The sequence below is a fragment of the Micromonospora sp. RTGN7 genome (assembly GCF_033804645.1).
Classification (GTDB): domain Bacteria; phylum Actinomycetota; class Actinomycetes; order Mycobacteriales; family Micromonosporaceae; genus Micromonospora.
This window is the reverse complement of sequence record NZ_JAPZLF010000004.1, coordinates 240397-258686: the sequence shown is the minus strand read 5'-3', so window position 1 is coordinate 258686 and position 18290 is coordinate 240397. Positions and strand designations below refer to the sequence as shown.

The following is an 18290-nucleotide window of genomic DNA, read 5'->3' as shown; positions in this document are numbered from 1 at the left end:
GGCGGCGGGGTCAGGCGGCGTCGGAGGAGTGGCCGGGGAAGAGGTGGGCCGACGGGTCGATCGCCACGGCGGCGTTGTTGACCGCGGTGGCCGCCTCGCCGAAGCCCGTCGCGATCAGCCGGACCTTGCCCGGGTACTCGGTGATGTCCCCGGCGGCGAAGACGAGGGGCAGGTTCGTCGCCATGGCGCTGTCCACCACGATGTGCCGGCGGTCCAGCCGCAGCCCCCACTCGGCGATCGGGCCCAGATCGGCGGTGAATCCGAGCGCGGCCACCACCGTGTCGACCGGCAGGGTCTCGGTGGCGCCGCCCCGAACGGTGATCTCGGCGCCGGTCACCGTGCTCTCGCCGTCCAGGCGGGTGACCTCGGCGTTGACGAGGATCCGGACGGGCAGTTCCTGCACCCGGGCGACTGTGCCGGCGTGCGCGCGGAACCGGTCCCGCCGGTGTACCAGGGTGACCGAGCGGGCCAGCGGCTGCAACGCAAGCGCCCAGTCGAACGCCGAGTCACCGCCGCCGACGATCAACACGTCCCGGTCGGTCAGCGCGGCCGGCTCCGGCACGAAGTAGACGATCCCGGCTCCGGTGAAGCTGTCGGCGACCGGCAACGGGCGCGGGCTGAAGCTGCCCAGCCCGCCGGTGATAAGCACCGCACCGCAGGTCAACTGCTCTCCGCCGGCGAGCCCGAGCACCGGCTTGCCGTCGGCGCGGGACAGCTTCTCGGCCCGGGTGCCGAGCAGGTACCGCGGGTGGAACGGGGCGGCCTGGGCTACCAGGTTGGCGACCAGGTCCCGACCCTTGACTGCCGGGAAGCCGGCCACGTCGAGGATCAGCTTCTCCGGGTACATCGCGGTGATCTGGCCGCCGGCCTCGGGCAACGCGTCGATCACCGCCACGGAGAGCCCTCGGAAACCGGCGTAGTACGCGGCGAAGAGCCCCGTCGGACCGGCACCGATCACTGCGACATCAACCTCGGGCATGACAGACCGTCACTTTCCGCTCGCTGATCAACGCGTGCTGATGCCGACGGTAGGCCCGGCACGAGGTCGGGGCAAGCACGTCTCACGGCGGGGTGTCGACGGGAGGGCGGGCCGCGGGGCGGGGCCGGCGTCAGGGAAGGGCGAGCGGGGGGTCCACCGGGTACGGGTCGACCCCGGCCCGGCGACGCCGGAAGAGGATCGCGGCGACCACGCCGCCGACCAGCCCGAAGAGGTGGCCCTGCCAGGAGATCCGCTCGTCGGTGGGGAGGACGCCCAGCAGCTGCCAGCCGTAGAGCAGGCCGACCAGCAGCACGACGCCGAAGTTCCACCAGCTCCGCTCGACGATGCCCCGGGTGATCAGGATGCCCAGGTAGCCGAAGATGACCCCGCTGGCCCCGACCACCACCGAGTTCGGGGAGCCGGTGAACCACACCCCCAGCCCGCTGACCAGAACGACGACCAGGGTGGACCAGAGGAACCGACGGAAGCCGGCGGCGAGCACGAACGTGCCGAGCAGGATCAGCGGCACGCTGTTGCTGTAGAGGTGGTTGAAGTCGGCGTGTAGGAACGGCGAGAAGAGCACTCCGTCGAGGCCGTCGATGCGGCGCGGAATGATGCCGCCGGCCAGGTCGAGGTCGATGCCGAGGCCGACGTCGAGGGCCTCGACCAGGAAGAGGACCGGCACGACGGCGCACATGGCGACGAAGGCTCGGCCGATCGAGGCGTAGAAGGCCTCGGTGCCGAAGTGCCGCGGATCGCCGCTGCGGAAGCCGCCCTGCAGGGTCATGCCCAACAGCTACCAGCAAATCGGGGCGACCGCCACCCGCGCGGCGGCACGGCGGGGGCAGAACACGACGACGGCGGGGTGGGCGCACGCCCACCCCGCCGTCGCGGCGTCGAGGATCAGTAGGTGTGGTTGTTCTGGAAGTAGTTCCACGCGCCGCACGGGGTGTTGTACCGGCCCTTGATGTAGCCGAGGCCCCACTTGATCTGCGTCGCCGGGTTGGTCCGCCAGTCGTCGGCCACCGAGCCCATCTTGCTGCCCGGGTACGACTGCGGAATGCCGTACGCCCCGGTGGAAGGGTTCTGGGCCTTGTGGTTCCAGCCGCTCTCCTTGTTCCAGAGCTTGTCCAGGCACGGGAACTGGTCGATCCCGAAGCCCGCGTTGATCATCAACGCGCAGCCGGTCTCACGGTTGCCGCTGTACTCGCTGCACGAGGCGGGGACCGGGCCGTCGTACGGCTTGCTCGTCTTGGTCGCCGCCGCCTTCTCAGCGGCCTTCTTCTCCGCCGCCTCGCGCTCCTTCTTGCGGGACGCCGCGGCGGCCTCGGCCTCGCGGGCCCGCTCGGCGGCCTCCTTCGCCGCCTCGGCGGCGCGCAGCTTGCCCCGGTACTCGGTGGCCCGCTGCCTGGCGGAGGTGATCCGCTGCTCGGCCTGGCGTTCGTGCTGGTGGTCGTACTCGGCCTGGTCGGCCTGGAGGCCGACCTGCGCGGTCAGGCCCTGTTGCTGGGTTTTCCGGTCTTCGCCCAGATAGAAACCGCCGGCAACGCCCACGGAGAGCAGGGCGACGGCGGCGGTACGGGCGCCGAAGCGGCTCCACAGCCGACTCACGAAGTGGTCCCTTCGTCGGAGGCAAGGACAACGGCGCGATCCCGATCCGCGAGGGGATGGGGCCGCCCCGATGAGCGCCCCGACCCTGCCGGTCGCAGCCGACGCACCCGCCTCCACCCGCCCCGCCGTCGGACGACGAACAAGGACGGACGATATTCAGGCACGTGGACGCTCGATGGACACCATCGCGCACGGTGAGGCGGATGGGAAACCACCGATCAAAATTGTGACTTGGGCCACAGGCAAAATCAGGATGAACTAGCAGTTAACGGACACAATTCGTGATCAGATCGGAACCTCCTCCAGAAGATCGGTCACCATCGCCGCGATCGGCGACCGCTCGGAGCGGGTCAGCGTGACGTGCGCGAACAGGGGGTGGCCCTTGAGCGTCTCGATCACGGCGGCCACCCCGTCGTGCCGCCCCACCCGCAGGTTGTCCCGCTGGGCGACGTCATGGGTGAGCACCACCCGCGACCCCTGACCGATCCGGGACAGCACGGTGAGCAGCACGCCCCGCTCCAACGACTGGGCCTCGTCGACGATGACGAAGGCGTCGTGCAGGCTGCGGCCCCGGATGTGGGTGAGCGGAAGCACCTCCAGGATGCCCCGCGCCATGACCTCCTCCAGCACGTTCTCGTGCACCACCGCGCCGAGGGTGTCGAAGACGGCCTGCGCCCACGGCGACATCTTCTCGGTCTCGGAGCCGGGAAGATATCCCAGCTCCTGCCCGCCGACGGCGTAGAGGGGGCGGAAGACCACCACCTTCTTGTGCCGACGGCGCTCCATCGCCGCTTCCAGGCCGGCGCAGAGCGCCAGCGCGGACTTGCCGGTGCCGGCCCGGCCACCGAGCGAGACGATGCCGATCGAGTCGTCGAGCAGCAGGTCGAGCGCGATTCGCTGCTCGGCCGAGCGCCCGTGCACGCCGAACGCCTCCCGATCGCCCCGAACCAGCCGGACCGTCTTGTCGGGCAGCACCCGGCCGAGCGCGGAGCCGCGCCCGGAATGCAGCACCAGCCCGGTGTGACAGGGCAGCCCGGCCGCCGCGTCCACGTCGAGGGTCTCGCCGGCGTAGAGCGCGCCGATCTCCTCCTCGCCCAACTCCAGCTCGGACATCCCCGTCCAGGTCGGGTCGCTGGCCTGGCCATGTCGGTACTCGTCGGCGCGCAGCCCTACCGAGGCCGCCTTCACCCGCAGCGGCATGTCCTTGCTGACCAGGGTCACGTCCCGGCCCTCGGCTGCCAGGTTGAGCGCGACGGAGAGGATCCGGGCGTCGTTGGACTCGTTACGGAAGCCGGGGGGAAGCACGCCGTCGTCGGTGTGGTTCAGCTCCACCCGCAGGGTGCCGCCGGCCTCGTTGGCCGGCACCGGCCGGTCCAGCCGATCGTGACGTACGCGCAGCTCGTCGAGGATGCGCAGGGACTGCCGGGCGAACCAGCCCAGCTCCGGATGGTGCCGCTTGCCCTCCAACTCGGAGATAACCACGAGTGGCAGCACCACCTCGTGCTCGGCGAACCGGTGAAACGCCGCCGGGTCCGAGAGCAGGACCGAGGTGTCCAGGACGAATGTCTGGCCGGCTGGTCGAGGCTCCTCAGGCTCGACCGGAGCGGCCTCGCGGCGGCTCCGGGTGGCGCGGCGGGTCGTGGCAGTCGCGGCCGGGGTCTGGTCGGCACCGGCGGGGGTACGGCGAGTCGTCACAGGCCTGCTCCGACGAATGGGCACCCGGCCATCCGCGTTCCGCCTCGTCCGGTGCCCGGGGACACGGGGTCGGATGCGGGCCCCGCGCGAGGTCGCAGATCCGGGCTGGCCGGCTGGCCCGGGAGAACCCCGTGCCATGACTAGACGCTAGCCGCGCCGGGCCGTCCCGGCTAGGGGTTGACCACCGGATCTCCGGCGTCGCTCGAGTGACCAGCAACGGCGGAACCGGCCGGGATGCATGCCCCCTGCGCGCATCCCGGCCGGTGGGACCACGATCACCGGTCTGACGTGGTCCCGACGGTGCGCATCCGCCGCGGACGGCGCACCGTGCTCGTGCCGCTCCCGCACGCGGCGACGATCCGGCCTCTCCGCCGGCCCACCGGAGCCGACAGCCGGTCGGGGCCACCCGCAGGAGCCGACAGCCGGTCGGGGCCGGTCAGCGCTGCCACCGGACCAGGGCGCCGGTGGAGGGCCGGGCGCTGGCGGTGGCCGGCGCGGCGACCGCGACGCCCCCGGACGGAGCGGCGAAGGAGGAGCCGGTGTAGGTGGTGCCCTGCCGGGCGGGCGGGCGGTGCCGCTCGACGGCCGGCGGCGGTCCGGACAGGGCGGAGGCGATGGCTGCCTGCGCCTCCCGCCGACGCCGGTTCCAGGCGCCCCGGTCGCCGTCGAAGTACCCCTGCCGGTAGCCGAAGCGGTAGCCGATCCGGTAACTGAGCTGACCGTGCAGCCGTCCGGCCGCGTAACTGGTCGAGCCGAGGACGAGGACGAGGAAGACCGCAAGGAAAGGACTCATCCGTCAGCGATCCTCCCGCTCGACGGAGGCGGGCTCGGCGGCCAGCAGCCGGTCCAGGTCGTCGATGCCGACCTCCTCGGTCAGCTCGACGCTGATCCGGCAACCGTCCAGGACCACCTCGGCCACGGAGGAACGGCGGATCTCACCGCCGGCGTCGTAGACCCGGACGCTGAGCTCGGGGCATCCGAGGTGGGTCCGCCAGGCGTTCCACTCCTCCCGGTCCCCGACGTTGAGCGACAGGAAGCGGCAGCCCCGCGCGAGGTAGAGGCGCCACGGTGCGCTCAGCCCGGCGGCCACCCCCTCCGCGATCAGGCCGAACGCCTGGGCGCGGGTGGCGAGATCGGTCACCGCACCCCCCTTGTGCTGAGCAAGGGACGCATGCGAGCACCAATCATCTCAGGCACGTGACATACGGCAGATTGTCCCATGGGCGTGACAGTATCAGCTTTTCGTCCGATCGCAGCGGCACGCACACGTTCCCGTTACACACAGATGAAACCCCTTCTTGAGCGGCATCTGAATGGCGAACCGAGGAGGCCGTACGTGTGTCTCACTCACGTGACACGAGCGCTTCCGGCACTCCAGGGACGCCGCACTGGCCGTACCGTCACGGAGTGACCGAGAGCGCTCACGCCCGGAAGTTTGCCTTCGCCGCCTTCGTCCGCCGGGCCCTCGACGACGCCCGGGCCATGCGTGCGTGGAGCGGCACGGAGGTCTCCCGGCGCACCGGTGTTTCCCGCCAGACCATCAACCGCTGGGTCCGAGGGGACTGGGCCAGCGACCCGGAGGCCGAGCGGGTGGTCGCCTTCTGCGAGGGGCTCGGTCTGCACCCCACGCCCGCCTTCGCGGCGCTGGGCTGGAACCGGGCGACCACCGCACGCTCCGCCCCCGCCCCGCCACCGATGGACCCGGACGTGGAGGCGCTGCTGCGCCGGCTGATCGACCCGAACGTCTCGGACGTGGAGAAGTTCCACATCCGAGAAACCATTCGTTACCTCGCTTATCGCCCACCCCTGCCGATCAATGTCCGAAAAAGGGGTAATCGGGCGGGCTAGTTCCTCAGATAGCGAAAGAACGGCAGACCGAACTCATTCGTTTCTCTCCGGGGCCGGAACGGGCGCGCTAGCGTCCCTATTCGTACTGCTTGGGCTCGTCATCGGCGGGGGACGGGACAAGGCCGAACCCAGCCCTGCGGGACAGAAGGAGGGGTCTGTCCATGACCCTGAAGTGGTTGGCAATCGTGGTCGCGGTGGTGTCGCTGACGTCGGCCGTGACCGGCAATGTGGTGATCGTGGTCGGCGGCGGGCAGCTTCCCGTGGTCGCCAATCTCCTCGCGTTCACCACCGCCGGCACGGCGGTCGTCCTGGCCGTCGTCGCCGAGCTGCACGACCGGCTCAACGACCGACTCAACGCGCTCAGCAAGCTCCTGGTGACCCGGCTCGACGAGATCGAGGCCCGCACCGGCGACCGGAACACCGGATTCGTGGAGGGCTACCTGCTCAGCCACGGCCAGGACGCCGAGATCGTGCCCTTCGGACGCCGGGGTCGGGGAGCCGCCGAACGCTGACCCGGGCCGGTCCGGGAGTCTCGTCTTCACCACGAATACCCCGCCGACTCCGGGGTACGCTGACGCGCGTGTCACCGTTGAATCTGGGCAACCAGCAGCCGAAGACCCCGTTGGACGCCGATCGGGCCTGGCGGGCGACCGCCGGCCGGGCAGCCGACACCGTGCTCTTCTTCGACTTCGACGGCACGCTCGCGCCCGTCGCCGACGACCCGACAGCGGTGCAGCTGGCACCGAAGGTGCTGGCTGCGATCGAGGCCCTGGCCCCACTGGTCCGCCGGATCGCGATCGTCTCCGCCCGACCGGTGGAGTTCCTCCGCGCCCACCTCGGCGGGCTCGACAGCGTCGACCTATACGGCCTCTACGGCCTGGAGCACAGCCACTCCGGCGGCGAGACGGTCACCGAGCCGGCCGCGCTGCCCTGGGTGCCGACGATGCGGGAGCTGGCCGACCTGGCCCGCACCGAGCTGCCGCCCGGGACGCTGGTCGAGTTCAAGCGGCTCTCCGTGGCGCTGCACTGGCGCACCTCCCCACAGCTCGGCACGGCCGTGCAGGAGTGGGGCCAGGCCCAGGCCGAACGGCTCGGGTTGCGCGTGCAGGCCGGCCGGATGGTGCTGGAGATCAAGCCACCGGTCGACCGGGACAAGGGCATGGTCATCGGCGAGGTGGTCCGGGACGCCGGTGGTGCCTGGTACTTCGGCGACGACGTCTCCGACATCAAGGCGTTCGCGGCGGTGCGCGCCCGCGCCGCGACGGACCCGGAGTTTCTCGGGGTGTGCGTGGCCGTGGCGAACCCGGAGACCGGCCACGAGGTCGCCGAGGCCGCCGACCTGACGATCGACTCCCCCACCGCGCTCGGCGACTTCCTCACCCAGGCCCTTTCCCACCTGCGCTGACGCGGCAACGGCAGGGTCAGGCGCCGAAGCGGCGCTGGCGGGTGGCGTACGAACGCAGGGCGCGCAGGAAGTCGACCCGGCGGAAGTCGGGCCAGTTCAGCTCGCAGAAGTAGAACTCCGAGTGGGCCGACTGCCAGAGCATGAAGCCCGACAGTCGCTGCTCACCGCTGGTCCGGATGATCAGGTCCGGGTCCGGTAGGCCGCGGGTGTAGAGGTGCTCGGAGATGTGGTCGACGTCCAGCGCCTCGGCCAGTTCCTCGATCGTCCCGCCGGCCGCCGCGTGCTCCAGCAGCAGCGAGCGGACCGCGTCGGCGATCTCGCGCCGACCGCCGTACCCGACGGCGATGTTGACCTGGGCACCGCCGGCCCGCTCCCGGGTCCGCTCCTCGGCCGCCTTGAGCGCCGCCGCGTGCTGCGCCGGCAGGACGTCGAGCGCGCCGACCATCCGCAGCCGCCAGGGATTGCCCTCCTCGGCCAGCTCGGTGCTCAGGCCCTCGATGATCTGGAGCAGCGGGTCCAACTCCTCCACCGGCCGGGAGAGGTTGTCGGTGGAGAGCAACCACAGCGTCACGTGCCCCACACCGGCGGCGTCACACCAACGCAGCAGCTCCTTGATCCGCTCCGCGCCCATCCGGTGCCCGTCGTTGGGGTCGACGAAGCCCATCTCCCGCGCCCAGCGGCGGTTGCCGTCGCACATCACGCCCACGTGCCGGGGCACCGGCTTACCCGCGAGCTTGGCCGTCAGCCGCCGCTCGTACACGGAGTAGAGGAGGTTCCGCAGAGTCATCACCTTGCAGGGTAGCGACCCCTCACCCGGATCAGTCCCGCGGTGGCCGATCCCGCGCCGAGAGGCCGATGCTGATCATCGCGAGAGTGCGGGCGTCCAGCCGTCCGTCGCCGAGGCCCAGCTCCACGACGGTGCCGAAGACCCGCTCGTCGCGCCGCGCCGCCCGGACCGCCCCGTCGACCACCCACCGGCGGCGGGCCAGCCAGGCCGCCACCGAGCTGTGCCGCAGGTGGGTGCCGAGCCGGCGGCCCAGCGCGTCGGCGTACCGCCGGGCGGCGTTGCCGGGGTCGCCCGCCGCCGCCGCACCGGCCAGCGCCCCGGAGAGCAGCGCGTAGAAGATCCCCTCCCCGGTGAACGGGTTGATCAGCGACAGCGCGTCCCCGGCGAGCACCAGCCGACCCCGGCCGGGCGGCGGGCGGTGGGTGGACAGCGGCAGGTGGTGGGCCCGCAGGCCGGTCACCGCGGCCGGGTCCGTGCCGGGCAGCAGCGTGGCCAGCCGGTCCAGCAGGTGGGCGCGGGTCAGCGGCTCGCCCCGCAGCACCTCCCCGTAGCCGACGTTCGCCCGACCGTCGCCGATCGGGAACGACCAGGCGTACGCCGGCCAGCGCGGGGCCGAGGTGACGATGAACTGCTCGGGCGGACCCGGCCGGGCCGGGGCGTACCCCCGGATGGCCAGCGCCAGGTGACGGTCCGGATTCGGCGGGTGGCCCAGCGCCCGACGGACCACGGACCCGGCGCCGTCCGCACCGACCACCGCCCGGGCGGCGACGGCGTCGTCGAGCACCACCCACCCGTCGCGCGCCTCGACCCGGCGCACGGCGTGCCGGCGCAGCTCCGCACCGGCCGCGACCGCCGCCGCCGCCAGCCGGGCGTCGAACACCTCCCGGGGCACGGTGTACGCCGGCCGGGGCAGCGCCCGGGCCACCGCGCCGCCGCCCGGTCCGACCAGGTGCAGCCGGGGCAGCGGGGCGTACCCGTCGACGGCGCCATTGACGCCGAGGCCGGCGAGGACGTCCAGCGCGTGCGCGGCGATGCCGTCCCCGCACACCTTGTCCCGGGGGAAGTCGGCCCGGTCCAGCAGCAGCACCCGGGCCCCGGCTCGGCAGGCCGCCAGCGCGGCGGCGGCCCCGGCCGGACCCGCCCCGACCACCGCCACGTCGTACTCGTCGCCCATGCCGCCTCCCGCGCTCTGCCCGGCTCAGCCCGGAACGCCCGACCCCTCGGCCCGGCCGGCACGCCACAGGCCGTACAACGACAGAGCGGCGGCGGCGGCCAACGGCCCGCCGTCGCGGACCAGGCCGTCGACGCCGAGCAGCCACCAGCACAGTGGCAGGTCGACGGCGAGCGTGCCCAGGGTGATCGCCACCAGCAGCGACCGGGCCCAGCGCTTGCCGCGCATGAGGAACGCGGTGCAGAGCAGCACCAGGTAGCTGACCCCGATGCCGGCGGCGAACCAGAGCAGGACGGCGGGCGCGGCGATCAGCCGGCCGTCCAGGATCGCCCCGCCGGCGACCAGGGCCGGGACCAACATCAGTGGGCTGTACGTGAACGCGGCGACCCGGCTGGTGAGCAGCCAGCCGGTGACCGGGGGCCGCTTCGGTGCGACCTCCCGCCAGGAGATCGTCCCGCCCTCCACGACCAGACCCTTGCGGTGCCGGACGAGGTGGCCGGCGACCGCGTCGGACCGGTAGAGCAGCCAGACCACGGTCGCGCAGAGCGCGGCGAGCAGGGCGAAGCCGAGCAGTCCGGGCAGCGGCGGGACGCCCTGCCGGGGCACCACCAGCCGGCCCACCGCGAAGACCGTGGTGACGGCGAGGATCAACCCGAACGGTTTGGCGACGGTGCGGCCCCGGTTGACGTGCCCAATCAGCACCAGGAAGCCGAGCGAACGGAGCATCGCCCAGCCGGTGCGCACCGCCAGCCCGAACTCCTGCTCCGGCGCGTACCACCAGTTGAGCAGCTCGACCACGACGGTGGCCGCCGCCGTGACGGCGAGCAGGGTGGTCAGCGTCCGGACGGCGGACGGCCGCCGGACCTGGGTCTCGGCGACCGTCCTCATGGGTTCAGATGTTGCCCGATGCGGGCAACCGTCACACCTGCTTCTGCGGCTGTTCCGCGTCGAGCCGGGCGCGCAGCGCGTCCAGCTCGGCCCAGAGGACGCCGGGCAGCTTGTCGCCGAACTTCTCGAACCACTCGGTCACCATCGGCAGCTCCGCGCGCCACTCCTCCGGGTCGACCTTCAGCGCGATCCGCACGTCCTCCGGGGTCATGTCGAGGCCGTCGATGTCCAGCGCGTCCTGCGCCGGGACCATGCCGATCGGGGTCTCCACCGCGTCGGCGCGGCCCTCCAGCCGCTCGACGACCCACTTGAGCACGCGCGAGTTCTCGCCGAAGCCCGGCCAGAGGAAGTTGCCCTCGGCGTCCTTGCGGAACCAGTTGACGTAGTAGATCTTGGGCAGCTTGGCCTCGTCGCCGTCGGTGCCCTTGCCCATCTCGATCCAGTGCCGGAAGTAGTCGCCGGCGTTGTAGCCGATGAACGGCAGCATGGCCATCGGGTCGCGACGCACCACGCCGACCGCGCCGGACGCGGCGGCGGTGGTCTCCGAGGAGAGCGTCGCGCCCAGGTAGACGCCGTGCACCCAGTCCCGGGCCTCGGTGACCAACGGGATGGTGTCCCGGCGGCGACCGCCGAACAGGATCGCGTCGATCGGCACGCCGTTCGGGTCGTAGTAGTCCTCGGCCAGAATCGGACACTGGGTGATCGGGGTGCAGAACCGGCTGTTCGCGTGCGAGGAGAGACCTTCGCTCTGCGGCGTCCAGTCGTTGCCCTTCCAGTCGACCAGGTGCGCCGGCGGCTCGCCCATCCCCTCCCACCAGATGTCGCCGTCGTCGGTGAGGGCGACGTTGGTGAAGATCGAGTTGCCGCGGTCCAACGTCCGCATCGCGTTGGCGTTGGTCTTCCAGTCGGTGCCCGGGGCGACGCCGAAGAGGCCGTACTCGGGGTTGACCGCGTAGAGGCGGCCGTCGGGGCCGAAGCGCATCCAGGCGATGTCGTCGCCAACGGTTTCGACCTTCCAGCCGGGGATGGTCGGCTCCAGCATGGCCAGGTTGGTCTTGCCGCAAGCGGACGGGAACGCCCCCGCGACGTGGTAGACCCGCCCCTCCGGCGAGGTGATCTTCAGGATCAGCATGTGCTCGGCGAGCCAGCCCTCGTCGCGCCCCATCACGCTGGCGATCCGCAGCGAGTAGCACTTCTTGCCGAGCAGCGAGTTGCCGCCGTAGCCGGAGCCGAAGGACCAGATCTCCCTGCTCTCCGGGAACTGGGAGATGTACTTCGTCTCGTTGCACGGCCAGGCGATGTCGGACTGGCCGGGGGCGAGCGGGGCACCGATGGAGTGCAGCGCGTGGACGAAGTCCGCGTCGTCGCCCATCGCCTCCAGGATCGCGGCGCCCATCCGGGTCATGATGCGCATCGAGGCCACCACGTACGGGCTGTCGGTGATCTCGACGCCGAACATGGGCTTCTCCGCCTCGACCGGGCCCATGCAGAACGGGATGACGTACATGGTGCGACCGCGCATGCTGCCGCGGTACAGCTCGGTCATCGTCCGCTTCATCTCGGCCGGCGCCATCCAGTTGTTGGTGGGGCCGGCGTCCGCCTCGTCGACGGAGCAGATGAAGGTGCGCTCCTCGACGCGGGCCACGTCCGTCGGGTCCGTGCGGGCGTAGAACGAGTTGGGCTTCTTCTCCGGGTTCAGCCGGATCAGGGTGCCGTTGTCGACGAGCTCGTCGGTGAGGCGGCGCCACTCCTCGTCGGACCCGTCCACCCACACGACCCGGTCGGGGGTGGTCAGTTCCGCTACTTCTCGGACCCAGGCGAGCAGTCGGGGGTGGGACGTCGGGGCCTGATCGATACCTCGAACGGTAGCCGGAGCAACCATGACACATCTCCTTGTGGTCGACACTGACCGATCTATGGAGGGCACGAGTCTTGACGGCGCGAGGCGTCGCCTTCGTGGAAGCCTGGGATTGACCTCAGGGTAAACCGGGCGCGGTCGCGAGTCAGTGGGACTGGTTGTGAAGAACTGCACAAAGGGTGGCTACGCTGCGGCATCGCGTTCTGATACCCGCTTTCACGCGCAGTTTCACGCAAATCCTTCAAGAATCCTCGGCCGAGGTCCGGCCGCGCGGGAAGCACGGGGCCGGGCGCGACGGGTGATGCGGTCGGACGGTGCGCCGACGCCGGAGAACCGATGCCGGAACCGCGCGACGGGTGCCCTCGTTGCCGATTCGGCATTGCGATCCACAATTGACGCACTGCGGGTTACGGTGTGCTCACCGAGGCCCGTCGACGCCGGGGCGTCGCCCGGGCGACGCCGGGCGGTGCGGCGCCCGCGCAGCGCGCCGGACGGCCGGTCGCCCCTTGATGCCCTTTTCGGGAGCGTGGAACCGGTACGCTCGGCGGGTGGCCGCGACGATGACCGGGGACCAGTCCGCTCCCCCGCCGACCCGCCCGGGTCTGCTCCGCGCTTTGATCGACCGCTTCGGTCATCTGGTCCGGGAGCTCAGCAAGTTCGCCACCGTCGGCAGCGTCGCCTTCCTCGTCGACTTCGCCCTCTTCAACTACCTGACCAACGCCCGCGGCGTCGAGCAGGTCACCGCGAAGACGCTCTCGACCGTGATCGCCGCGACCGTGGCCTTCGTCGGCAACCGGTTCTGGACGTGGCGGCACCGCCAGCGCTCCAACCCGGCCCGCGAGTACGCGCTGTTCTTCCTCTTCAACGGGGTCGGCCTGGGCATCGCGGTGGCCTGCCTGGCCATCAGCCGGTACGGCCTCGGCGCCGTCTGGCCCGAGGTGTTCCAGACCCCCCTCGCCGACAACCTCGCCAGCTTCGTCGTCGGCACCGGCCTCGGCACGCTGTTCCGGTTCTGGTCGTACCGGCGGTTCGTCTTCGTGGAAGCGGGAACCCAGGCCGTTACGGAAGCGGCGCCTGGCCCGGAATCCCGGGCGTGAACCGTCGCCCATCTCGTCCGGCCGGACCGAGCCGGTCCCGCCCACTCGCCTAAGGTGTCCCTCATGCGTCTTGTCCGTCTGCTGCCTGAGCGATGGCAGAAGTTCATCCACGAGGCGCTCAAATTCGGCATCGTCGGCGGCATCAACACTGTCATCAATTACGCGGTGTTCAACGCACTGGCACTCACCGTTTTCCGGGACGGGCAGCTCAAGGCGACGGTTATCGCCACCGTGGTGGCGACAATCACGTCTTACCTGATGAATCGTCATTGGACGTACCGGGATCGCCCAAAAGCGGCACTACGCCGCGAGTATGCCCTTTTCTTCCTATTCAACGCAACCGGCCTACTCATCGAACTCGGCGTCCTGGCAGCGGCCAAGTACGGCCTCGGCATGACCAGCCTGCTCGCGCTGAACGTGGCGAAAACCGGCGGCGTACTACTGGCCACCCTCTTCCGCTTCTGGTCGTACCGGACGTTCGTCTTCCAGCCCGCGCCGGCGGAACCGAAGGCCGACACCTGGCACAGCATTCCGCGGGACGAGTGGGACACGATGGCCGAGATGGACCCGGTCGCCGAGTTGGCCGAGTCGGTCAGCGAGCTGGAGGAGGCCCAGCCCGAGCCGAGCACCCGACGGGCCGGCGCGCGGCAGCGGCCCAAGTCTGGTACCCGACGACCGGGCGCGCGGCAGCAGCCCGAACGACGTCCGGGAGCACCGCAGCCGGCCGCCCGCGGCGAGGGGCTCGCAGCGTACGGGCCGACACCCGCGCAGAGCCGACCCGCACGCGCCGCCGACGCGGCGGTCGGCAAGGCGCTCGATGGTGAACTGGCGGCGGAACTCGCCGACGAACTGCACGCCGGCACCCGTCGGCGCCGACGGTGAGCGCCGAGGAGGCGAAGGTGGCCACGCCGGAGACCGACCCCGAGCGTCCCGGGCCTGCCGCACCGCAGAGCGGCCCCGGCAGCTCCGGCGTCGCCGCGCCGACCATCCCGGAGCAGACCCACGCCGCTACTCCGGAACAGACCCACACCGCCGCGCCGGCTCCCCTCGAGGGGAGCCCGACCGCCACGGCTGGCGCCGGGGTCACCCCGCAGGACTCCGCGACCCTGCCGGTGTGGTCGGGCACGGGTGGGCCGGCCGAGCTCTTCTTCGAGGACCTGCACCCCGGACGCACCTTCGACCTGGGCGTGGTGCCGGTCGACGGCGACGAGATGGTCGCCTTCGCCCGCCGGTTCGACCCGCAGTGGTACCACGTCGACGCCGAACGGGCCGCCGCGAGCCACCACGGCGGGCTGATCGCCAGCGGCTTCTACACCGTCAGCCTCTTCATGCGGGCGTACGTCGACCACGTGCTGTCCCGGGCTGCGGCGGACGCCTCGCCCGGCCTGGAGGAGCTGCGCTGGCTGGCCCCCGTCCGGGCCGGCGACCGCCTGGCGGTACGGCTGGACGTGGCGGGCAGCCGCCCCTCCACCGCCCGCCCGGGGCTCGGCACCGTCAGCCTCACCGGCACCATGTTCCGCCTCGACCCGGACGACCAGCCGGAACGGGAGGTACTCCGCACCCGTTTCCGCGGCTGGTTCGCCCTCCGGCCGACGTCAGGCTGACGGGTCGCGCAGGGGCTTGCCCTCGCGCATGTCGGCGAGGATGTCGCGCATCTCGCCGTCGCCGAGGGAGTGCCGGTCGTGGTGTGCCTCGACCAGCTCGTACAGCCTGGTCTGCACCCGGTCCACCCCGGGGACGTCGGTCAGCACCGACTGGCCGCGCTCGCCGGCCGACTCGATGGTGAGCGTGCCGCAGCCGACCAGCCGCTCGAAGAAACGCTGGCTCATCGCGTGGTCGTTGATCCGGGTGAGCGGGATGTCCCGCCGGTCCCGGGAGAGCACCCCCTGCTGGAGCAACACCCGCTCGTTGGTGAACAGGTAGTGCGTGCTGCGCCAGACCAGGAACGGCCAGAGCCCGAACCAGAGCACCAGCAGCAGGCCGAACCCGCCGAGCACGTACAGGGCGATGGTCGCCGCCTCGCCGTCCGGTAGCAGGATCCAGCCTGCCACCACCGCGGCGACGACGAGCACCAGCACCAGCACCGGCCGCAGCATGGCCTTCCAGTGCGGATGCAGGTGCAGCACGACGTGCTCGTCCTCGGTGAGCACGTCTTCGGGAAATGGCACGGGAACCTCCTCGCAGAACCGGACGCGCTGACCGTATCCGGTCACCACCCTCCGGCGGATCAGCCGGTGCGGCGGTTCCCACTTCTTCGCTGCACCGGTGAGAGGACCGGAAGGGGGTTCACCGCAGGTGCAGGACGTCGCCGGCGGCGAGCGCGCGCGGGCCGGCCGGAGTGCCGACGACGAGCCTGCCGTCCGGGTCCACCCCGGTGGCAGTGCCGGTCAGCTCGTCGCCGCCGGGCAGCAGCACCCGCACCGAGCGGCCGACCGTGGCGCAGGCGGCCAGGTAGGCGTCCCGCAGGCCACTGGCCACAGCATCCCCGCCGGCGCTGCGCCACCGGTCGTACCAGTCGGCGAGGGAACGCAGCAGGGCGCGCAGCAGCGGATCCCGGTCGGTGGCGGCGGCACCGGCCAGTTGCAGCGAGGTGGCCGGCAGGCCGGTGGGGTTCTCCGGCAGCTCGTCGGCGCGCAGGGTGACGTTGAGGCCGATGCCGAGCACGATCGCCGGCGGCTGGTCCGGGGCCGGGCCGGGCACCGCCTCGGCCAGGATGCCGGCGCACTTCGCGTCGCCGATCAGCAGATCGTTCGGCCACTTCAGGGCGGCGTCCAGCTCGGTCAGCCGGGTCACCGCCTCGACCAACGCGACCCCGGCGAGCAGGGGCAGCCAGCCGTACCCCGTGGCGGGGGCCGGCAGCCAGCCGCGCTCGGCGACGGCCTCACCGGGCCGCAGCAGCACGCTGGTCGCAATGCCCGCACGGGCGGGCGACTGCCAGGCCCGGCCGCGTCGGCCCCGACCGGTGTTCTGCCGCTCGGCGACCACGACCAGGCCCTCCGGCTCGCCGGCCCGGGCCGCCTCGACGACATCGGCGTTGGTGGAGCCGGTCTCGGTGCGCAGGTCCAGGCGCCGCCACGGCCCGTCGGGGGCGAGCAGCGCGCGGCGCAGCCGGGCCGCCGACAGCGGCGGGCGGTCCAGGTCGGTGTACGGGGAGCCGGACATTCCGCCAGCCTACGGCTCGCCCCGCGGCCCGACGGAACTGTCCGGGGTGAGGCGGCACTGAGGCGTACTGCACACCGGTGCCGGCCTGAACCATCGTTATATTCCCTGGGTGACTACCGAGACCGGGATCAACATGCACAGCACCGCCGGCAGGCTGGCGGACCTGGAGCGACGGGTCGACGAGGCGGTGCACGCCGGATCGGCGCGGGCGGTGGAGAAGCAGCACGCGCGGGGCAAGAAAACCGCCCGGGAGCGGATCGAGCTGCTGCTCGACGAGGGTTCCTTCGTCGAGTTGGACGAGTTCGCCCGGCACCGGTCCACCAACTTCGGGCTGGAGCGGAACCGCCCGTACGGCGATGGGGTGATCACCGGCTACGGCACCGTCGACGGCCGGCAGGTCTGCGTCTTCTCCCAGGACTTCACGGTCTTCGGCGGCTCCCTCGGCGAGGTCTTCGGCGAGAAGATCGTCAAGGTGATGGACCTGGCCATGAAGATCGGCTGCCCGGTCGTCGGCATCAACGACTCGGGCGGTGCCCGCATCCAGGAGGGCGTGACCTCCCTCGGCCTCTACGGGGAGATCTTCTTCCGCAATGTGCGGGCCAGCGGCGTCATCCCGCAGATCTCCCTGATCATGGGCCCCTGCGCGGGCGGCGCGGTGTACTCCCCGGCGGTCACCGACTTCACCGTGATGGTCGACCAGACCTCCCACATGTTCATCACCGGCCCCGACGTGATCAAGACGGTCACCGGCGAGGACGTGGCGATGGAGGAACTGGGCGGCGCCCTGACCCACAACTCGCGCAGCGGCAACGCGCACTACCTCGGCACCGACGAGGAAGATGCGATCGAGTACGTCAAGGCACTGCTGTCGTACCTGCCGTCGAACAACCTGGACGAGCCAACGGTCTTCGACGCCCCGGCCGACCTCTCGGTGACCGATTCCGACCGGGAGCTGGATACCCTGATCCCGGACTCGGCCAACCAGCCGTACGACATCCACCGGGTCATCGAGCACGTCCTCGACGACGGCGAGTTCCTGGAGGTCCAGCCGCTCTACGCGCAGAACCTGGTGGTCGGCTTCGGTCGGGTCGAGGGCCGCCCGGTCGGCGTGGTCGCCAACCAGCCGATGCACTTCGCCGGCACCCTGGACATCGCCGCTTCGGAGAAGGCCGCCCGATTCGTGCGCACCTGCGACGCGTTCAACGTCCCGGTGCTGACCTTCGTGGACGTCCCCGGGTTCCTGCCCGGCACCGGCCAGGAGTGGGACGGCATCATCCGCCGGGGCGCAAAGTTGATCTACGCGTACGCCGAGGCGACCGTCCCCAAGGTCACCGTGATCACCCGCAAGGCCTACGGCGGGGCGTACGACGTGATGGGCTCCAAGCACCTCGGCGCGGACCTGAACTTCGCCTGGCCGACCGCCCAGATCGCGGTGATGGGCGCGCAGGGCGCGGTGAACATCCTCTACCGCTCGGAGCTGGCGAACGCCGACGACCCGGCCGCCGTGCGGGCCGAGAAGATCGCCGAGTACGAGGACACCCTCGCCAACCCGTACGTCGCCGCCGAGCGCGGGTACGTCGACTCGGTGATCCAGCCGCACGAGACGCGCGCCCAGATCGTCCGCGCGCTGCGGGTGCTGCGCACCAAGCGGGAGACCCTCCCGCCGAAGAAGCACGGCAACATCCCGCTGTAGGCGTAAGGAAGGGCACCCTGTTAACGCATCCTGTAGAGCAGGGTGCCCCTTTCAACACCCCCGACGGCGACGCCCTCCGACGCAGGCGGGTGGTCG

The 18290-nt window shown here is 71.5% G+C and carries 19 protein-coding genes; 7 read left to right on the top strand and 12 right to left on the bottom strand.

Translation table 11 applies throughout. From position 1 onward, the window contains the following. Nucleotides 1-10 precede the first annotated feature (10 nt). From SNR22_RS08085 to SNR22_RS08060, 6 genes are all read right to left on the bottom strand, one after another. Nucleotides 11-979 carry an NAD(P)/FAD-dependent oxidoreductase gene (locus SNR22_RS08085; RefSeq protein ID WP_320065857.1) on the bottom strand — a complete coding sequence of 323 codons (969 nt, stop codon included), beginning with the start codon at nt 977-979 and terminating at the stop codon, nt 11-13. A 130-nt stretch (nt 980-1109) separates the two neighbouring features. Then, nucleotides 1110-1766 carry a rhomboid family intramembrane serine protease gene (locus tag SNR22_RS08080; protein ID WP_320065856.1) on the bottom strand — a complete coding sequence of 219 codons (657 nt, stop codon included), beginning with the start codon at nt 1764-1766 and terminating at the stop codon, nt 1110-1112. A gap of 116 nt (nt 1767-1882) precedes the next feature. Next, entirely contained in the window at nt 1883-2590 is a 708-nt protein-coding gene (locus tag SNR22_RS08075; RefSeq protein WP_320065855.1) for a lytic transglycosylase domain-containing protein, read from the bottom strand. Between the two features lie 285 nt (nt 2591-2875). Beyond that, nucleotides 2876-4285 carry a PhoH family protein gene (locus tag SNR22_RS08070; RefSeq protein ID WP_320065854.1) on the bottom strand — a complete coding sequence of 470 codons (1410 nt, stop codon included), beginning with the start codon at nt 4283-4285 and terminating at the stop codon, nt 2876-2878. 436 nt (nt 4286-4721) lie between these two features. Beyond that, a complete protein-coding gene (locus tag SNR22_RS08065) occupies nt 4722-5078 on the bottom strand; it encodes a hypothetical protein (RefSeq protein ID WP_320065853.1) in 357 nt (118 codons plus the stop codon). Between the two features lie 3 nt (nt 5079-5081). Continuing rightward, entirely contained in the window at nt 5082-5426 is a 345-nt protein-coding gene (locus SNR22_RS08060; protein WP_320065852.1) for a hypothetical protein, read from the bottom strand. A gap of 266 nt (nt 5427-5692) precedes the next feature. On the opposite strand from SNR22_RS08060, the gene SNR22_RS08055 reads away from it, so the two are divergent. The 3 genes from SNR22_RS08055 to otsB all read left to right on the top strand — a co-directional run bounded on the left by SNR22_RS08055 (nt 5693) and on the right by otsB (nt 7538). Beyond that, the gene (locus SNR22_RS08055; RefSeq protein WP_320065851.1) at nt 5693-6133 is read left to right on the top strand and encodes a helix-turn-helix transcriptional regulator; all 441 of its coding nucleotides are present in this window, start codon (nt 5693-5695) and stop codon (nt 6131-6133) included. Between the two features lie 161 nt (nt 6134-6294). Beyond that, the gene (locus SNR22_RS08050) at nt 6295-6645 is read left to right on the top strand and encodes a hypothetical protein (protein WP_320065850.1); all 351 of its coding nucleotides are present in this window, start codon (nt 6295-6297) and stop codon (nt 6643-6645) included. 68 nt (nt 6646-6713) lie between these two features. Continuing rightward, a complete protein-coding gene (gene otsB / locus SNR22_RS08045) occupies nt 6714-7538 on the top strand; it encodes a trehalose-phosphatase (protein WP_320065849.1) in 825 nt (274 codons plus the stop codon). 16 nt (nt 7539-7554) lie between these two features. Here otsB and SNR22_RS08040 read toward each other — a convergent pair whose 3' ends face one another. Genes SNR22_RS08040 through SNR22_RS08025 form a run of 4 tightly spaced genes read right to left on the bottom strand, consistent with a single transcriptional unit; the run spans nt 7555 to nt 12266 of the window. After that, the gene (locus SNR22_RS08040; protein ID WP_320065848.1) at nt 7555-8325 is read right to left on the bottom strand and encodes an isoprenyl transferase; all 771 of its coding nucleotides are present in this window, start codon (nt 8323-8325) and stop codon (nt 7555-7557) included. 31 nt (nt 8326-8356) lie between these two features. Beyond that, nucleotides 8357-9499, bottom strand: a complete 1143-nt coding sequence (locus SNR22_RS08035; RefSeq protein WP_320065847.1) for a geranylgeranyl reductase family protein — start codon at nt 9497-9499, stop codon at nt 8357-8359. A 24-nt stretch (nt 9500-9523) separates the two neighbouring features. Beyond that, a complete protein-coding gene (locus SNR22_RS08030; RefSeq protein WP_320065846.1) occupies nt 9524-10384 on the bottom strand; it encodes a hypothetical protein in 861 nt (286 codons plus the stop codon). A 31-nt stretch (nt 10385-10415) separates the two neighbouring features. Next, nucleotides 10416-12266 (bottom strand): phosphoenolpyruvate carboxykinase (GTP), encoded by a 1851-nt coding sequence (locus tag SNR22_RS08025; protein WP_320065845.1) that lies wholly within the window; start codon nt 12264-12266, stop codon nt 10416-10418. Between the two features lie 485 nt (nt 12267-12751). On the opposite strand from SNR22_RS08025, the gene SNR22_RS08020 reads away from it, so the two are divergent. From SNR22_RS08020 to SNR22_RS08010, 3 genes are all read left to right on the top strand, one after another. After that, nucleotides 12752-13339: a GtrA family protein gene (locus tag SNR22_RS08020; RefSeq protein ID WP_320065844.1), complete on the top strand. Its 588-nt coding sequence runs from the start codon at nt 12752-12754 to the stop codon at nt 13337-13339. A gap of 63 nt (nt 13340-13402) precedes the next feature. Next, nucleotides 13403-14221, top strand: a complete 819-nt coding sequence (locus tag SNR22_RS08015) for a GtrA family protein (protein ID WP_320065843.1) — start codon at nt 13403-13405, stop codon at nt 14219-14221. 17 nt (nt 14222-14238) lie between these two features. Then, complete coding sequence (locus SNR22_RS08010) at nt 14239-14943, top strand: MaoC/PaaZ C-terminal domain-containing protein (RefSeq protein ID WP_320065842.1); 705 nt, start codon at nt 14239-14241, stop codon at nt 14941-14943. On the opposite strand, the gene SNR22_RS08005 is transcribed toward SNR22_RS08010, so the two are convergent. Together SNR22_RS08005 and SNR22_RS08000 are read right to left on the bottom strand one after the other, a co-directional pair. Then, nucleotides 14935-15507, bottom strand: a complete 573-nt coding sequence (locus SNR22_RS08005; RefSeq protein WP_320065841.1) for a PH domain-containing protein — start codon at nt 15505-15507, stop codon at nt 14935-14937. The two genes, SNR22_RS08010 and SNR22_RS08005, sit on opposite strands and share 9 nt — an antisense overlap. Nucleotides 15508-15625: 118 nt before the next feature. After that, complete coding sequence (locus SNR22_RS08000) at nt 15626-16501, bottom strand: biotin--[acetyl-CoA-carboxylase] ligase (RefSeq protein ID WP_320065840.1); 876 nt, start codon at nt 16499-16501, stop codon at nt 15626-15628. 109 nt (nt 16502-16610) lie between these two features. On the opposite strand from SNR22_RS08000, the gene SNR22_RS07995 reads away from it, so the two are divergent. Next, entirely contained in the window at nt 16611-18194 is a 1584-nt protein-coding gene (locus SNR22_RS07995) for an acyl-CoA carboxylase subunit beta (RefSeq protein WP_320065839.1), read from the top strand. Nucleotides 18195-18290: the final 96 nt, after the last annotated feature.

Bases quoted from the DNA above. Each gene is read 5' to 3' on its own strand.
- SNR22_RS08030 (WP_320065846.1), bottom strand. From the start codon at position 10,384: ATGAGGACGGTCGCCGAGACCCAGGTCCGGCGGCCGTCCGCCGTCCGG.
- SNR22_RS08000 (WP_320065840.1), bottom strand. From the start codon at position 16,501: ATGTCCGGCTCCCCGTACACCGACCTGGACCGCCCGCCGCTGTCGGCG.
- SNR22_RS08065 (WP_320065853.1), bottom strand. From the start codon at position 5,078: ATGAGTCCTTTCCTTGCGGTCTTCCTCGTCCTCGTCCTCGGCTCGACC.
- SNR22_RS08040 (WP_320065848.1), bottom strand. From the start codon at position 8,325: ATGACTCTGCGGAACCTCCTCTACTCCGTGTACGAGCGGCGGCTGACG.
- SNR22_RS08050 (WP_320065850.1), top strand. From the start codon at position 6,295: ATGACCCTGAAGTGGTTGGCAATCGTGGTCGCGGTGGTGTCGCTGACG.
- SNR22_RS08035 (WP_320065847.1), bottom strand. From the start codon at position 9,499: ATGGGCGACGAGTACGACGTGGCGGTGGTCGGGGCGGGTCCGGCCGGG.
- SNR22_RS08085 (WP_320065857.1), bottom strand. From the start codon at position 979: ATGCCCGAGGTTGATGTCGCAGTGATCGGTGCCGGTCCGACGGGGCTC.
- SNR22_RS08020 (WP_320065844.1), top strand. From the start codon at position 12,752: ATGCCCTTTTCGGGAGCGTGGAACCGGTACGCTCGGCGGGTGGCCGCG.
- SNR22_RS08025 (WP_320065845.1), bottom strand. From the start codon at position 12,266: ATGGTTGCTCCGGCTACCGTTCGAGGTATCGATCAGGCCCCGACGTCC.
- SNR22_RS08080 (WP_320065856.1), bottom strand. From the start codon at position 1,766: ATGACCCTGCAGGGCGGCTTCCGCAGCGGCGATCCGCGGCACTTCGGC.
- SNR22_RS08015 (WP_320065843.1), top strand. From the start codon at position 13,403: ATGCGTCTTGTCCGTCTGCTGCCTGAGCGATGGCAGAAGTTCATCCAC.